The organism is Salinimonas iocasae (assembly GCF_006228385.1).
In the GTDB taxonomy this organism is placed as follows: domain Bacteria; phylum Pseudomonadota; class Gammaproteobacteria; order Enterobacterales; family Alteromonadaceae; genus Alteromonas; species Alteromonas iocasae.
Genome location: NZ_CP039852.1, coordinates 2790403 through 2806291 on the forward strand (window position 1 = coordinate 2790403; position 15889 = coordinate 2806291).

Here is a 15889-nt window from a genome sequence, read left to right on the forward strand (position 1 = left end):
AAATGGTGTTGGTTGTCGCCGCCAACAAAATATGGCGGAGAGGGAGGGATTCGAACCCTCGATACGCGTAATGCGTATGGTTCCTTAGCAGGGAACTGGTTTCAGCCACTCACCCACCTCTCCTTGATGTGGGGCTGCATTTTACGGATTCACCTGATGGTGTCAAACCTTTTTTCAAAGAAAATGCATGCCCGTCGGGATTTTAATCACTTTGTACAAAAAAGCATAAAAATCATGATTTTTCGCACAAGCCAATACGATGACGTATTGAATCATTCACTAACTCCCTGACTTGCAGGGCGTCTCCCGAACAACCCCGCCAAGATAACAAAGAATTTGCCAGAAGCAAATCAGAAACTGCATTGGAAGGCACTGAATGCGCACTGTTTAATCACTTTGACAACTGAGAGATGAAAAATTCATCATCACAAATAATTTGCTGTTCACTTTTTCTACCTGCGTATCATATCTTTCTCAGAGTCGGACAGCAGAAATAAAAAAGGCTGGTTTAAAACCAGCCTTTTTTACCGTATCGAAATACTTCATTCTTTATCAGAACTACTTGCGTCTCCGCCTTTTTCAGCCTGGATTCGCATATATATTTCTTCACGATGAACCGACACTTCTTTAGGGGCATTTACCCCGATGCGCACCTGGTTTCCCTTAACGCCTAAGACAGTAACAGTGACTTCGTCACCCACCATCAATGTTTCACCTACACGACGAGTCAAAATAAGCATTCGCTTGCTCCTGTTCCTTATTTATGAACATATCCTTTCATTTTTGCGTTAACACCGGCACGACCCGGCGATAGCAGCAGCGATTCCCTGTTTTTGTGTCACATCAAAAACCCGCTGATCAACAGCTAAACTAGATTATAGCTTATCTGAGAGCCAAGAGGTAACAGAGTCTAACGCGGAACCAAGGTTTTCTGGCTGATCACCACCGGCCTGCGCCATGTCAGGTCGACCGCCTCCTTTGCCTCCTACCTGGCCTGCAATATAGTTTACTAACTCTCCAGCCTTAACCTTCGCTGTCAATTGTTTAGTAACGCCAACTATCAGACTCGCTTTCTTCTCGCCTGCTACCCCTAGTACTACGACGCCTTCCCCGATTCGGTTTTTAAGATCATCGACCATACCTCGCAATGCTTTCGGCTCGACACCATCGAGTTGGGTCACCAGCACTTTAACGCCGTTTATTTCCTGGGCCTGACCAAGCATATCAGCACCTTGCTGGCTAGCCAGTTTTTGTTTGGCAGCGCCCAGCGCTTTTTCAAGCTCTTTAGTTTGTGTCTGAAGCGCAGATAACCTTTGCAGCACATTTGAAGCATCGGTTTTGAGCAAGCCAGCGGCCTGGTTTATAGTGGCCTGCTGCTGCTGAATTACCTCAATAGCCGCCTCACCGGTCACCGCCTCGATTCTGCGTACACCAGACGCAATGCCGCTTTCCGACACAATTTTAAACAGTCCGATCTCGCCTGTATGAGCAACATGCGTTCCGCCACACAGTTCGACAGAAAATGGCCCCATCGTTACAACGCGGACTTTCTCATCGTATTTCTCACCGAACAGTGCCATCGCACCTGATGCTTTGGCTTCATCCAAATCCATCAACTCTGTAGCTAATGCATGATTGGCGCGAACTTCCTCATTAACCCGGCGCTCAAGAAGCGCGATCTGGTCTGAGGAAATGGCTTCAAAGTGAGAAAAGTCAAAGCGCATACGCTGTGCTTCAACCAAAGAACCTTTTTGCGTAACGTGCTCGCCTAAGACCTCACGTAACGCGGCATGCAGCAAGTGAGTGGCACTGTGGTTTTTCTTAATTGCCTCACGATTTTCGCGATCAATTTTTGCTGTCGCCTTATCGCCCTTCTTAATATTGCCGACCGCTTTACCGTAATGAGCAAACGCGTTGCCCATCTTTTGTGTATCAGTTACCACAAACTCACCACCGGCAACCTGCAACAGACCGGCATCTCCGCTCTGTCCACCGGCTTCTGCGTAAAAAGGTGTACTATCTAATACAACCACACCTTCTTCACCATCTTTCAAAGTATCGGTAAACGCATTGTCTTTAATAAGCTCAAGCACGTTAGCCTGACCTTCTACGTCGGTGTATCCGGTGAAGGAGGTAGCATGTTCAACTCGCAATTGCTCATTGTAGTTCATGCCGAAGTTGCTGGCTTTTTGAGCACGCTGGCGCTGCTCCTGCATCGCCTGCTCAAAACCCTCTTCGTCAATCTTGTAGCCGTGCTCACGTGCCACGTCGCCCGTCAGATCTGCGGGAAAACCGTAGGTATCATACAGCTTAAACACAACATCGCCGGCTACCGTATCACCGTCTAATTCTTTCAGTACATCGTTGAGCATCGCCATACCGCGAGACAGCGTTTTACTGAACTGCTCTTCCTCAACGCGCAATACTTTTTCGATAACCGGTTGTTGGTCCGCCAACTCTGGGTAGGCTTCGCCCATTTCTTTAGTCAGTGCGGCAACCAGCTTATAAAAGAAAATGTCCTGGGCACCCAGCTTATAGCCATGACGTACCGCCCGGCGGATAATGCGACGCAGCACGTAGCCGCGACCTTCGTTACCCGGCATTACACCATCACAGATAAGAAAGCTGCATGAACGGATATGGTCTGCGATAACGCGCAGCGATTTGTTCTCCAAATCAGTAGTACCCACTACCTCAGCGGTTGCTTTGATTAGTCTTTCAAAGAGGTCTATCTCATAATTGCTGTGAACATCCTGCATAATTGCAGAGATTCGCTCCAGTCCCATACCTGTATCGATTGAAGGCTTGGGCAGCGGTTCCATCGTACCGTCTTCCTGCTTGTTATACTGCATGAAAACCAGGTTCCAGATTTCGATAAAACGGTCACCATCTTCTTCAGGTGTTCCTGGCGGTCCACCCCAGATATGTTCGCCATGGTCATAGAAGATTTCAGAGCACGGTCCACATGGACCGGTATCGCCCATTGACCAGAAGTTGTCAGCAGTATCAATCCGGATGATTTTTTCTTTAGGCACACCAATATGGTTTTCCCATATATCAAATGCTTCATCATCATTATGAAACACGGTCACCAGTAACTTGTCCTTTGCCAGGCCAAGCTCTTTGGTCAGAAAGTTCCAGGCAAATTCGATAGCTTCTTTTTTAAAATAGTCACCAAAGCTGAAATTACCCATCATTTCGAAAAAAGTATGATGGCGTGCGGTATAACCCACGTTCTCAAGATCGTTATGTTTGCCGCCGGCGCGCACACATCGCTGAGATGAGACTGCGCGTGTATAACTACGTTTCTCTGTGCCCAGAAAAACATCTTTAAACTGATTCATACCAGCGTTGGTAAAAAGCAAAGTTGGATCATCAGCCGGAACCAGAGAGCTACTTGCCACGCTTTGGTGACCATGCTGTTTAAAATAGTCGAAAAACTTTTGGCGTATGTCAGCTGTTGATAATGTCATTGAGATCCAAACTTCCTATTTAATTCAGTGTTAATTCAGTTCGCGTGGGCATAGAAAATTACGCTAAAGGCACCGCGCTGACTGGCGTCAGACTTGCGCAAACAATACCACGGAAATACTACTTTTGTTAAGCTGCCTTATACGGCATTATCGCCGCGAATTGCGTATTGTATCTGCTCTTGCACAAAACCACGATATTGCAGAAACTGCATTTGCTTTTGCCGGACCTTGAAATCTTCGGGTACAGCTGCGCCGAACTTTTTAATGCGCACGCGTAGCGCAAGTTCAAACCAGTCTGGCGCTATTTCTTTGATTGCCTGGTCGATGAAGCTTTCTTCTACGTCATGTGCCGATAAGTCTGCCTTCAGCCGTCTTGGGCCCCGGCCCTTAGCAACCGCGCTTCGCACCATCGCTTCTGCAAATCGCAGGTCCGATTGTATACCGGCTTCACGAAACTCTTCGATTATCGGTGCAGTTTCAGCTTCTTCATAGCCCTTTTGCGAAAGTTTCGTGGTAATTTCTACTACGCTGTGCTCTCGTCGCGCCAACATGCGGGTAATCGCGTCGACAATGATTTTTCTGTTAGACTCTGACATGTTTTAAACTACTTGGTGCTTTAGACATTTAACGCCCCGACAACAATTATCAAAAGTGGCGCACCGTTTTCTTTATGGGATACCAAACAGAGTTTTTCAATAGCCTGTCGCACATCTCTGCGTCGCAGTGGTGTAGTCTAAATACGTCAGGTACGCCTTTTTTAAGCCACACGTTTCTTTCGTTGCTGGAAAATACCGGTTGCGTAGGTGATGAAACAGGTTGGCAACCCCACCATATGGCGGTTTTTGACGGCGATAAACTTATTGCCGTGGTCCCCGGATATATCAAGTATGACAGCTATGGCGAGTATGTTTTCGATCACGGCTGGGCGAATGCCTACCACCAGCACGGTCTTGCGTACTATCCCAAATGGGTAAACGCGGTGCCATTTACCCCGGTAACCGGTCCGCGCTTTTTACTGCACCCTGACTATGATGTCACACAGTTAACCCTATATGTTGCTGAACAGATTAAATGCCAGTTGCCCGATATCGTTTCTTCAGCCCACATATTATTTCCTCCCGGCGCAACTGCCAGGCAACTTGAAGCGTTGGATTTTCCGCGCAGGTATAGTGTTCAGTTTCAGTGGTACAACTATGACTATCAGACGTTTGATGACTTTTTGCAGGCCCTGACCTCACGAAAACGTAAAAGTATTAAAAAGGCACGCAATCAGCTTGCTCAGCAGGGCGTGACGGTTGAGCGTAAAACCGCAGAGAATATTTCCCGCGAGGACATCGCATTTTTCATACGCTGCTACCAGGCGACGTATCTGAAACGCAGTGGCCATACTGGCTATCTTAACGAAGCATTTTTTTACCAGCTTGCTGAGACATTAGCAGATAAGTTACTGCTGGTAGTGGCCAGTACCTCGGACGGTCCCTGTGCCAGTGCGTTATTACTATTTGACGAGCATGCCCTTTACGGGCGCTACTGGGGGGCGCTGGAAGATATCAATGAGCTACATTTTGAATGTTGCTATTACCAGGGTATTGAATTTTCAATAGAAAACAATCTGCGATACTTCAACCCCGGTACCCAGGGAGAGCACAAGCTTATTCGTGGGTTTGAGCCTGTGTTCTGCAACTCCTGCCACCATTTATTTGAGCCTGTCTTTCATCACGCTGTAAAAGATTTTCTACACCGTGAAACGCCTGCAATTGCTGGCTATTTCAAACAGGCGACAGATGTATTACCTTACAATGATAAAGCAAAACAGCAACTTAACGTTTTTACCAATTCCAGTGTCGATAACGACATTACAACAACGACAACAGAGAACTAACGATGAAATATAGTTTAATCGCCGCAATGGTAGCGGCATCACTGGGCTTAGCGGGCTGTGGACAGCCTGAGCAAGCCAACGCACAGGAAGCTGAACAAACTAAAACGCAAACCAGTAAAGCGTCAGCAAAAAATGATGGCAAGCCGGAACTTGGCAGCTTCGGTGTTGATTTATCAGCACGCGATGAGTCTGTTGATCCGGGTGACGACTTCTTCCGCTACGCCAGTGGTAACTGGTACGACAATTTCGAATTACCGGCAGATAAAGTTCGCTATGGTGCGTTCAGCAAACTGTATGACCGCAGCCAGGAACAGGTTAAGACGATTATCGACGATATCATGGCGCGTGATGATCTGAACGCTGAAGAGCAAATGGTTCATGATTTCTACAAAGCCTATATGGATACTGACGCGATTAACAAGAAAGGCCTTAAGCCGATCTCTGATGTAATGGGCAAAATTGATAGTCTTGAAAACCGTCAGCAACTGACTGAGCTGTTTGGCAGTGCCTGGTTGTACGGCAATGCTTCTCCGCTATATGCAGGCCTTTGGTATAACCGCCTTGATCCTAATGAATATCAGGTAACCGTAGGTGTGGGTGGACTGGGTCTGCCTGATCGCGATTACTATCTGGGCGATCAGGAGCGCTTTGCCGAAATCCGTAAAGCGTACCTCGCGCATGTTGAAGAAATGCTGACACTGGCAAACGAAGAAAATGCGGCTGAAAAAGCACAGCAGATTCTGGATTTAGAAACTAAAATTGCAGAAATCCAGTGGCCGCGTGAAAAGCGTCGTGACCGCGAACTGACACTGAATCAGATTGATCGTGAAAAATTATCTGAAGAATACAGCGATTTCGACTGGGACGCGTTTTTCAAATCTTCTGGTCTGAAAGTACCTGAGCTGAACATGACGACGCCAGAGCCAATCAAAAATGTTATCAAAATTGTTAACGATACCGATTTGGACATTTGGAAGAGCTATCTGACTTATCACACGGTTTCAAACAACGCGAACCTGTTGTCTGAAGATGTGTTCATGTCCAACTTCAACTTTTACGGCAAAACGCTGAATGGTCAGCAGGAGCCTCGCCCGCGCTGGAAGCGTGCACTTTCACAAATGTCAGGTACTGAGTCGCTTGGCTTTGCGATCGGTAAGATTTATGTCGACAAGTATTTCCCTGAAAGCTCTAAAGAGCAAATGAAGGAGCTTGTAGAGAATTTGCGCGCAGCACTTAAAAAACGTATCGAAAACCTTGACTGGATGGGTGATGACACCAAAGAAGCAGCGAAAGAAAAACTCGCCGCTTTCCGTCCCAAAATCGGTTACCCGGATGAGTGGGTTGATTTGGAAGGTGTTAAGATTTCCGATGACGAACTGGTACAGAATGTTCGTAACCTGCGTCAATTCTTCCAGCAACGTGATGTTGAAAAAGAACTTGAGCCTACAGACCGTGAGCGCTGGGGCATGACACCACAGACTGTTAATGCGTACTACAATTCATCGTTCAACGAAATTGTATTCCCTGCAGCAATTCTGCAGCCGCCATTCTTCGATCCAAATGCCGATCCGGCCGTTAATTACGGCGCTATCGGTGCGGTAATTGGTCACGAAATGGGTCACGGTTTTGATGACCAGGGCTCAAAGTCAGATGCCAAAGGTATCCAGCGTAACTGGTGGACTGAAGAAGACCTGAAAGCCTTTAACGAAAAAGTTGATAAGCTTGATGAGCAGTACAGCAAGTATGAGCCTATTGAAGGTAATACGGTTAACGGACGCCTGACACTGGGTGAAAACATCGGTGACGTGGGTGGTCTGTCAATGGCCTATGAAGCTTATAAGATCAGCCTGGATGGCAAAGAAGCACCGGTGATTGATGGCCTGACCGGAGACCAGCGTTTCTTCCTGGCCTGGGCACAGGTATGGCGCGAGAAGCGTACCGAACAAAGTCTGATGAATCAGCTTCGTTCTGACCCGCACGCACCGGCACGCTATCGTACTATGGCGCCACGCAACCTGGATGCATGGTATGAAGCGTTTGACGTAACACCCGAAGACGAGTTGTACCTGCCTAAAGAAGAGCGTGTACAAATCTGGTAAGCAGCGCATGCTGATGAACAGTTAGAAGTAAAAGGCAGCCATGTGGCTGCCTTTTTTATGATGGCCAGGAATATTCAATTGCTACCTGAAAAGACTTGGTCCTAACTTATGATAAATCTCGCTTTCAGACATCAGATTCCAGTCGTTCTCAATGAAAACCTGATGCTCCTCTTTTACCTGCCTATCTTTTAACTTACGGGCAGGCACCCCCACACAGATAGAATAGGGCTCGACATCCCTGGTCAATACTGAGCCGGCACCAATAACGGCGCCCTGGCCGATTCTTACACCCTGCAGAATAGTAACATTTGCACCGATCCACACGTCATCTTCAATAATCGGCGGTGAATGTATCTCTTTCCATTTGAGATGATGTTTTAACTTATTTTTGCGATAAAAGCGGGATGAGGTTGAGAAGCGATCTAAGGGGTGTTCACCTGCGCCAATAACGCAGTTGTAAGCAATAGAACAATAGCGCCCTATTTTGCCGCTTCGGACAATTGAACCGGCATTCACATAGGAGTAGTCGCCGATGCTTACTCCGTCAAAAATACTGACCCCTTTATATATGCGTACTTTTTTGCCCAGCTGACAACGCCTGGAGACATGGAATGAGTCGTTGCGTACGGTAGGAAATCATACTTTGAGCACTATTTTATTGAAAAGCTTTTTGAGCATACTTCCTGCTAATATCTGTTCCTGTCCATGGAGCGCGGCAGTATACCTATACTTAAGAGTAAATGACATTGATGGTAGGACATTTAATGTAGGCGCGCTGAAACTTGTTTGAACGCGCTACACAGTACCGGCAATCTTATCTATTTATAGCTGGGGGTGAGCTCTCTACGTGGCGGAAAAAGAGAATGCCGTCAAAGTGCTTATCAGATTTCATATTAATGTAAATTCCTTCAGGCATAGCCTGGTCAAAACCTGTCATCTGACGAGCGCCAATGACTTTGCGACCGCAATCAAAGATTTTCTCGGGATGGCTGAAACATGCCCAGTAATCGCCACTGGTGGCAACCATATTCACTGAGGTAAAACGCTGACTTTCTGTTAGCTGAGTGGCTACTGCCTGCCTATTATTATCTAACAGAAGCGCCTTATTGGCATGAACACGCCCGGTAACAATAATAATTACGTGCTCGTTCGCCTTCTCGATATGCGCGCTGATATTCTGCGCCATAATAGTTTCACGATCGCCGAGCTTTTTCTTCCCATCTCTTCGGGTATCAAAGGCGATAATATCTACCGCTTTCCGCTCGCCCCGTAGTGCTTTAACCCGCTTGATCAGGTTGAAGACAGCAACGCTGCTCCTTCCGTCCTGTATGTTTCTCGTCCAGAAGCTGTGTCCCAACAATTCTTTAGATGTGATTGTATCTGAAAAGTAGTGCTGGATAAGTTCATTCATATCTGCGGGTAGCTCCAGCATGAGATCAACGGGGCTTGTCTTCACTGAGTGCGAAATAAGATCTGTCACGAACCCGGCAACTTCCCGGGTGCCATGGGTCTCGCCGATAAAAAGCGGGCTGTATTTAGCGATACGATCCACGGGGACATATTCTAACTCGGGTGCCCTATCGTCAGCATGTAAAGGCAGCACTGAAAACAGTGCACCACCAATCGCGGCCAGAAGGCGTAAAATGTTGCTGCGAACATTGTTTCTCACTTTTTCTTCCCTGATTATACAGCATTGATTGGTTATCAAATCATTTGGAACCGAATTAAAACGCGCATTGCTTAAATGTCGCTACCGCTTCGCATTATTCATAACTCATAAAAAAGCCACCCGAAGGTGGCTTTGTCAGTATGACACGAGGTCAGACGCTGGCAAGTTTCCCCTCACCATCAGACCCGTCATCTTTGTCAGAAATGATACGCAAAGCACAATCCAGTGCTTCCAGGCGTGTTTTGAACATTCTTACATTTGGCTGGTGTGTATTGATGCTATCGAGCACTTTCTTCACCTCGTCCGTAGCGCCACTGATAACCAGTTCGCGCCCTGCTGCATGTGCATCAGAGGTAATAGTTTCAACAGCCATTGCTGCAGATACATCAACAACGGGGACCCGGCTAAAATCAAGTATAAGCACCTGAGAACGTTCTCTGACCCGCTCTCTGACATGGTGGCCCAAATCAGCAGCAGCACCAAAGCTTAGTGGACCGCCAAAGCTGAACATACTGACCTTTCCGCCAGCCTTCTCAAGCAATGCATTTTCTTCCGGATCGTCAAGGTTCTCTGGTATTTTATTGACCTCATCCAGTTGTAACTGTGCAACCTGACGCACATAGGCCAGAGCTGCCAGGACCACACCCACACCAACGGCGGTGATAAGGTCAACAAACACGGTCAGGCCCAATACCAGAATCATAAGAGCAAAATCCCAGCGCGGACCTGTATGTGCACGCTTCAGATAACCCCAGTCAATAATATCCAGACCAACTTTAACCAGAATACCAGCCAATACTGCATGCGGGATTTTCGCTGCCAGTGGGCTCAGTCCCAGTACGATCGCCAGCAGAACCAGTGCGTGGGTCATACCAGAGATACGATCCTTGCCACCGCTGCGAATATTAACCACGGTACGCATTGTTGCACCGGCACCCGCGATACCGCCAATCAGACCGGCCACAGTGTTACCGATACCCTGACCAATAAGCTCACGATTACTGTTATGACGTGTACGCGTCATATTATCCGCCACCAGCGAAGTCAGCAGGCTATCAATAGCCCCCAGAATCGCCAGAATAAATGCAGCTTCCAGTACCATAAATATCTTACCTTCAGTAAAGGTAGGCATATGAATACTCGGCAAGCCAGTTGGGATATCTCCCAGTATAGGCACTGACAAGGCTAAACTTACCAGCGTACCAATAATCAGCGCAGCCAGTGCACCGGGAACATATTTACCCAAAGAAGCCGGCCACTTGTAAGCAATAACCAATGTGCCAAGCCCAAGCGCCAGGGTAACAAAATCAATGTCAGCCAGTGCCTGGGGTAAATATTCCAGAGCCCCCATTGTACCGCCTGGTGGCTCGTGCCCCAGTAACCGGCCAATTTGAAGGATAATAATAATTGCCCCGATGCCCGACATAAATCCGGATATAACCGGATATGGCACTAGTCTGATGTACTGACCCACACCGAGTACGCCAAAGACGATCTGGAAAATACCCGCCATCACCACCGCGGTTAGTATCAGCTCGACATCACCGGACAAGCTGGCAAATAAACCAGCCAGAACAACAACCATCGGCCCTGTCGGCCCTGAAATCTGTGACGGTGTACCACCAAACAGTGATGCAAAAAAACCTACGGCTATTGCACCGTATAAACCGGCCATAGGGCCAAGACCTGAAGCAACTCCAAGGGCCAGTGCTAACGGCAGCGCAACGATACCCGCCGTCAGACCACCGGTGAGGTCGCCACGTAAATTAGATGTACTTATTTTCAACATGGATACTGCTTATTTTGAAGTAAGTTTTTGTTCTGCGTAAGCTTCGCTCATGCGCTCAAATGTCTTTTTGCTTTCATCGTAACAAAGCACGTCACCGGAACCGATGTTGTACACCCAGCCGTGTAATTTAACCTGACCGGTGGCAATTTTCGCTGCAACCGCAGGGTGCGTGCGAAGATGCTGTAATTGCTGTACAACATTTTCCTGTGTCACTTCTTCAAGGTTTTCGTGATCGACTTTGCCGCGACGCTCTTTTACAACTTCTGTTGCACAGCGACAATGTCCCAGCCATTCTTTAACATGCGGCAATCCTTCCAGTGCTTCAGGTTTCAATGCACCTTTCATGGCTCCACAATCAGTGTGCCCGCAAATAACAATGTGACTGACGCCAAGTGCTGCAACAGCAAATTCGATAGATGCAGTCATGCCACCTGTCTGGTTAGAATGAGGCGGGACGACGTTGCCGGCGTTGCGGCAGATAAAGAGTTCACCCGGACCGGTTTGCGTTACCAGATTAGGATCGATACGTGAGTCAGAGCAGGTGATAAAAAGAACTTCAGGGTTTTGCCCGTTTGCCAGCTTTTGAAATGTCGCTTTTTTGTTGGGATAAACTTCTTCCTGAAATTTGGCGACGCCAGAAATTACATGATCCATTCTATACTCCGCTTTTTTACAATTTTTAATAGTTATTAACGGAGTTGTAACTGATAGTCTTATAGAAATATATATGTTCTCGTGATAACCACGAGCTATCACGGGTCTATTTCAATAAAGAAACCCGGGCGAGAAAGGAAGAGCGGGCGAAGCCCGCTCTGGTTAGTCAGCGTTAAGCAGACTGAGGAAATGCGATAGTTTCAACCTGAATATTTTTAGATTTCGCATGCTCTAAAAAGTCTTTTACGGTTTCTTTTACATCGTAAGCTACCGATTTAGAGTTGGAAAAATCCAGAATAACTTTGGTATCTGCCGGAATTGAATCCAGCTTCTTAAGAATTCTGGGCTTGTTGAAAAAGGACACATCTTCAGCCATGACAATATGATGCGTTTCCATCCCTTCAGCATGGTCAACAGTATCTTTGAAGTGATAAGAGTTACGATAGCTGTGGCGCAGCGTAAAGAACAGGCTCAGCACCAGTCCCGCAATAACGCCGGTCAACAGGTCCGTTACCACCATCACCGCGATAGTTGTGATAAAGGGTAAAAACTGTTCCATCCCGTTTTTATACATCACTTTAAACGTAGCAGGCTTCATCAGTTTATAGCCAACGGTAATCAGTATTGCCGCAAGTGAAGCCAGTGGTATGTGGTTTAGCAGTGTAGCCATTGCTACCACTGAAACCAGCAGAAACACACCGTGCAAGATGGCCGACATCTTGGTTTTACCACCAAATGCGATATTCGCTGAACTTCTTACAATGACCTGCGTGATCGGTAACCCGCCTATCAGACCTGAAACAATATTACCCACGCCCTGCGCCTTTAACTCGCGGTTGGTCGGGGTAACATTCTTATTAGGGTCCAGTTTGTCCGTCGCCTCAACACAAAGCAGGGTTTCAATACTTGCTACCGCAGCCATCACCAGCGCTATGGTTATTACTTCTATATGAAACATTTGCGAAAATGCCGGAAATGACATTTCGTTCGTGAAGCTTTCGAAACTATCAATGACCGGTAATGTTACAAGCTGGTCGGCTTTTAATGGCATGCCAGCCTGCGCTAATGCCAGTGACGTAACAATACCTAATAGCACGACGACGATAGGCCCCTGAAGCAGACGAAATATTTTGTGCGCCTGTGTCAGATACTTATCCCATACCACCAGCAGAATGAGCGAAACCACTGAAATTGCCAGCGCAGAAGGTGACATCAGTGACAACGCGTGTGATATAGCTGAGAATGTATTCTCACCATTAACCTGCTGGAACGCCTCCTCACCAAGAAAGTCTGAATGCCAGCCGAATAAGTAAGGGATTTGTTTGAGTACAATCAACAAGCCTATACCAGCCAACATACCGGTGATTACCGATGAAGGAATAAAATAGGCAACAAATCCTGCCCGGGCAAACCCTAACAGAAGTTGAAATACACCCGATAAAACGACCGCACAGAGGAATAACTCCCAGCTGCCAAGGGTACCGATTGCATCAAAAACAATAACCGCCAGACCAGCCGCCGGACCACTTACGCCCAGCCGCGAGCCACTGAAAAGGCCCACCACGATGCCACCGACGATACCGGCAATCACCCCTGAGAACAGGGGAGCGCCGGACGCCAGGGCGATGCCAAGACACAGCGGTAAGGCAACGAAAAAGACGACAATACTTGCCGGGAGATCGTTTTTGATCTCAGAAAAATTTAGTTCACCTTTCATGGTTGCTACCTACTTTGCCGCCACCAGTTTGCGCTCAGCGTAGGCTTGTTCCATTTCTTCAAAAACGCCCGTCTCCGGGTTATGGCAAAGCACCGTACCGCTTTCAATATTGTAAACCCAGCCATGTAACTGAACCTGATCAGTTGCTAATTTTGCGGCAACAGCCGGATGCGTACGAAGGTGCTGCATCTGCTGTAGCACATTCTCTTTAGTCAGTTCATCCAGTTGATCTGCGGTCAGCTCCCCATGCTTTTCTTTAACCACTTCACTGGCGCAGCGACAATGGCCCAGCCACTCTTTAACGTGAGGCAGGCTGTCCAACTTCTCAGGATTCAGTGCGCCTTTCATCGCGCCGCAGTCTGTGTGGCCACATACAACGATATGAGTAACGCCAAGTGCCGCTACAGCAAACTCGATTGACGCTGTCATGCCACCCGTTTGATTTGAATGAGGGGGCACGATATTACCTGCATTTCGGCATATAAATAACTCGCCCGGATCAGTCTGCGTCACCAGGTTAGGGTCAATGCGTGAGTCAGCACAGGTGATGAACAGCACTTCAGGATTCTGGCCATTGGCGAGTTTCTGAAATGTTTCTTTCTTGGTCGGGTACACATCTTTTTGGAACTTAGCAACGCCTGAAATAACGTGATCCATATATAATCTCCGATTAATATTTAAACTAAAATATGATAATTAATACGAAGAAGTGTCCCCTGATAGCTTTATAGAAAAATACCAGTTATCACTATAGCTAAAAGCTATCAGCGAGTTTGGCGAAGAGCGGTGACAGGTTAAGTGACAATTCCGGCTAACAGTCAGGATATGTATTTAATCATATCCCGGTTATTTATGGCTTGACTGTTTCGTCTGAGTAGCGCTGTTCTATCCCCTCAAACATCTGGGTCTGACTGTTCCAGCATGTCACCGCGCCCGACTCAATATCATACATCCAGCCATGGAGTCTTAATTCACCACTGGCAATTTTTGCCGCGACAGCCGGGTGGGTCTTAATATGTTGTATTTGTTGAACCACATTTTCACAGGTCAGTTCATTAAGATGGTCGTCTGATAAATGATGGTGCTTATGTTTAAGCACTTCTACAGCACTGCGACAGTGTCCGAGCCATTCAGCCACGTGAGGCAGCCCGGCGAGTTTATCCGGGTGCAGAGCGCCTTTCATGGCGCCACAATCGGTATGCCCGCATATGATGACATCCGTTACCCCAAGCGCTGCCACGGCAAATTCAATAGAAGCGGTCATGCCGCCCGTCTGGTTACTGTGAGGTGGGATGACATTGCCCGCATTACGACATATAAACAGTTCACCCGGCTCGGTCTGGGTAACAAGGTTAGGGTCGATTCGCGAATCCGAACAGGTAATAAAGAGCACTTCCGGATTTTGCCCGTGCGCAAGCTTTTTGAATGTTGTTTTCTTTTTGGGGAACACATCGCTTTGAAACTTTGCCACCCCCTGAATTACATGTTTCATTGTTATCTTCTGCCAAAGCGCAACCTGAACGACTTTCATTCATAGTCAGATTGAAGAAGTGGTGATAACCTTTGCCTATCAGTCAGTTTTACTACGCACAGCATTCACATGTTAAGCAATGCCAAATCACCATCGTTAAACCAGATTCGTTACTTTGTTACTGTAGCCAAACACCTGAATTTTCGCCACGCCGCACAGGCTTTAGGCATTAGTCAGCCTACACTCACTACACAGATAAATGCGATGGAAGCCAGCCTGGGGCTGACCCTGTTTGAGCGCTCACGGTCAGGCACTTTATTAAGTGCCCATGGTCATGCACTATTGATGAGTGCTGAGAAAGTGCTTACCGCTAACCTGCATTTCAGTGAAATGGCCAGAAACCTGTCAGATGGCGACAATACTATGTACCGGCTGGGTATACCGCCTACGCTGGGGCCGTATCTGCTGCCACATGTACTGCCGGATATTCACGCACTGAAGCCCGGACTGAAATTTTACGTACGTGAGGCCGCCCCCACTCAGTTACAGCAGGGCCTGCTGGCAGGTGATTACGATCTCATTCTTACGCCCATGTCAGATACCAACTCGCAGATTCAAAGCCAGCCTTTATTCTATGAGCCTTTGAAATTTGTCACGGCATCAGATCACCCCTTGGCAGGACAGGATTATATTGACCCTGAGCTGATTCGGGGTGAGCAAGTACTTACACTTGAGGACCGGCACCATTTTCACCATCAGGTTCAGGAAATTTGTTTGCAGCTTGGTGCCCGGGTAGCCCGTGATTACGAAGGTACCAGTCTGGATACATTACGCCAGATGGTCGTTATGGGGATGGGCGTGGCATTTATGCCCGGTTTGTATATTCATTCTGAGTTGCATAAACCTGAAGCACTGCATGTTTGCGAGTTAGCTGACATGCCCATCGTGCGTCAGCATGTACTGGCATGGCGTAATACGTCACCATCTCGTACATTTTTTCGTGAACTGTCTTCAATGATGCGTAATATTATTGAAGATCGCCTTAAAGGCGCGGTGACGGTAACCGAGTAATACTCGCCGTAATTGATGGCTCTCAACTATAAAAAAAGCGCATCCGGACAACCTCCGATACGCT

The 15889-nt window shown here is 47.4% G+C and carries 12 protein-coding genes, 1 tRNA gene and 1 pseudogene; 3 read left to right on the forward strand and 11 right to left on the reverse strand.

All coding sequences use genetic code 11. The features are described from left to right. Positions 1–32 precede the first annotated feature (32 nt). From FBQ74_RS12375 to FBQ74_RS12390, 4 genes are all read right to left on the reverse strand, one after another. A tRNA-Ser gene (locus tag FBQ74_RS12375) sits at positions 33–123 on the reverse strand. Between the two features lie 419 nt (positions 124–542). After that, complete coding sequence (csrA, locus tag FBQ74_RS12380) at positions 543–740, reverse strand: carbon storage regulator CsrA (RefSeq protein WP_139756956.1); 198 nt, start codon at positions 738–740, stop codon at positions 543–545. A 135-nt stretch (positions 741–875) separates the two neighbouring features. After that, on the reverse strand, positions 876–3473 hold the full coding sequence (gene alaS / locus FBQ74_RS12385) for an alanine--tRNA ligase (RefSeq protein ID WP_139756957.1): 2598 nt from the start codon (positions 3471–3473) through the stop codon (positions 876–878). Between the two features lie 137 nt (positions 3474–3610). Then, on the reverse strand, positions 3611–4069 hold the full coding sequence (locus tag FBQ74_RS12390) for a regulatory protein RecX (protein ID WP_139756958.1): 459 nt from the start codon (positions 4067–4069) through the stop codon (positions 3611–3613). A gap of 74 nt (positions 4070–4143) precedes the next feature. Between FBQ74_RS12390 and FBQ74_RS12395 the strand changes: the two genes are divergently transcribed. After that, positions 4144–5355 (forward strand): GNAT family N-acetyltransferase, encoded by a 1212-nt coding sequence (locus FBQ74_RS12395; protein ID WP_139756959.1) that lies wholly within the window; start codon positions 4144–4146, stop codon positions 5353–5355. Between the two features lie 2 nt (positions 5356–5357). Continuing rightward, a complete protein-coding gene (locus FBQ74_RS12400) occupies positions 5358–7454 on the forward strand; it encodes a M13 family metallopeptidase (RefSeq protein ID WP_139756960.1) in 2097 nt (698 codons plus the stop codon). 206 nt (positions 7455–7660) lie between these two features. Here the strand turns inward: FBQ74_RS12400 and FBQ74_RS19315 are convergent. The 7 genes and pseudogenes from FBQ74_RS19315 to FBQ74_RS12435 all read right to left on the reverse strand — a co-directional run. Then, positions 7661–7784 (reverse strand): annotated as a pseudogene (locus tag FBQ74_RS19315) (DapH/DapD/GlmU-related protein); the annotation flags it as partial. Positions 7785–8268: 484 nt separating this feature from the next. Further along, positions 8269–9123, reverse strand: a complete 855-nt coding sequence (locus FBQ74_RS12410) for a hypothetical protein (RefSeq protein ID WP_139756962.1) — start codon at positions 9121–9123, stop codon at positions 8269–8271. Between the two features lie 151 nt (positions 9124–9274). Next, positions 9275–10912 carry a SulP family inorganic anion transporter gene (locus tag FBQ74_RS12415; RefSeq protein ID WP_139756963.1) on the reverse strand — a complete coding sequence of 546 codons (1638 nt, stop codon included), beginning with the start codon at positions 10910–10912 and terminating at the stop codon, positions 9275–9277. 9 nt (positions 10913–10921) lie between these two features. After that, positions 10922–11566: a carbonic anhydrase gene (locus FBQ74_RS12420; RefSeq protein ID WP_139756964.1), complete on the reverse strand. Its 645-nt coding sequence runs from the start codon at positions 11564–11566 to the stop codon at positions 10922–10924. Between the two features lie 172 nt (positions 11567–11738). Then, on the reverse strand, positions 11739–13283 hold the full coding sequence (locus FBQ74_RS12425) for a SulP family inorganic anion transporter (RefSeq protein ID WP_139756965.1): 1545 nt from the start codon (positions 13281–13283) through the stop codon (positions 11739–11741). 9 nt (positions 13284–13292) lie between these two features. Continuing rightward, positions 13293–13940 carry a carbonic anhydrase gene (locus FBQ74_RS12430; RefSeq protein ID WP_139756966.1) on the reverse strand — a complete coding sequence of 216 codons (648 nt, stop codon included), beginning with the start codon at positions 13938–13940 and terminating at the stop codon, positions 13293–13295. 193 nt (positions 13941–14133) lie between these two features. Further along, a complete protein-coding gene (locus FBQ74_RS12435; RefSeq protein ID WP_139756967.1) occupies positions 14134–14775 on the reverse strand; it encodes a carbonic anhydrase in 642 nt (213 codons plus the stop codon). Positions 14776–14883: 108 nt separating this feature from the next. Here FBQ74_RS12435 and FBQ74_RS12440 point away from each other — a divergent pair, with 108 nt between their 5' ends. Beyond that, a complete protein-coding gene (locus FBQ74_RS12440) occupies positions 14884–15825 on the forward strand; it encodes a hydrogen peroxide-inducible genes activator (RefSeq protein ID WP_139756968.1) in 942 nt (313 codons plus the stop codon). Positions 15826–15889: the final 64 nt, after the last annotated feature.

Bases quoted from the DNA above. Each gene is read 5' to 3' on its own strand.
- FBQ74_RS12425 (WP_139756965.1), bottom strand. From the start codon at position 13,283: ATGAAAGGTGAACTAAATTTTTCTGAGATCAAAAACGATCTCCCGGCA.
- csrA (WP_139756956.1), bottom strand. From the start codon at position 740: ATGCTTATTTTGACTCGTCGTGTAGGTGAAACATTGATGGTGGGTGAC.
- FBQ74_RS12390 (WP_139756958.1), bottom strand. From the start codon at position 4,069: ATGTCAGAGTCTAACAGAAAAATCATTGTCGACGCGATTACCCGCATG.
- FBQ74_RS12440 (WP_139756968.1), top strand. From the start codon at position 14,884: ATGTTAAGCAATGCCAAATCACCATCGTTAAACCAGATTCGTTACTTT.
- FBQ74_RS12395 (WP_139756959.1), top strand. From the start codon at position 4,144: ATGGGATACCAAACAGAGTTTTTCAATAGCCTGTCGCACATCTCTGCG.
- FBQ74_RS12435 (WP_139756967.1), bottom strand. From the start codon at position 14,775: ATGAAACATGTAATTCAGGGGGTGGCAAAGTTTCAAAGCGATGTGTTC.
- FBQ74_RS12415 (WP_139756963.1), bottom strand. From the start codon at position 10,912: ATGTTGAAAATAAGTACATCTAATTTACGTGGCGACCTCACCGGTGGT.
- FBQ74_RS12430 (WP_139756966.1), bottom strand. From the start codon at position 13,940: ATGGATCACGTTATTTCAGGCGTTGCTAAGTTCCAAAAAGATGTGTAC.
- FBQ74_RS12400 (WP_139756960.1), top strand. From the start codon at position 5,358: ATGAAATATAGTTTAATCGCCGCAATGGTAGCGGCATCACTGGGCTTA.
- FBQ74_RS12420 (WP_139756964.1), bottom strand. From the start codon at position 11,566: ATGGATCATGTAATTTCTGGCGTCGCCAAATTTCAGGAAGAAGTTTAT.
- alaS (WP_139756957.1), bottom strand. From the start codon at position 3,473: ATGACATTATCAACAGCTGACATACGCCAAAAGTTTTTCGACTATTTT.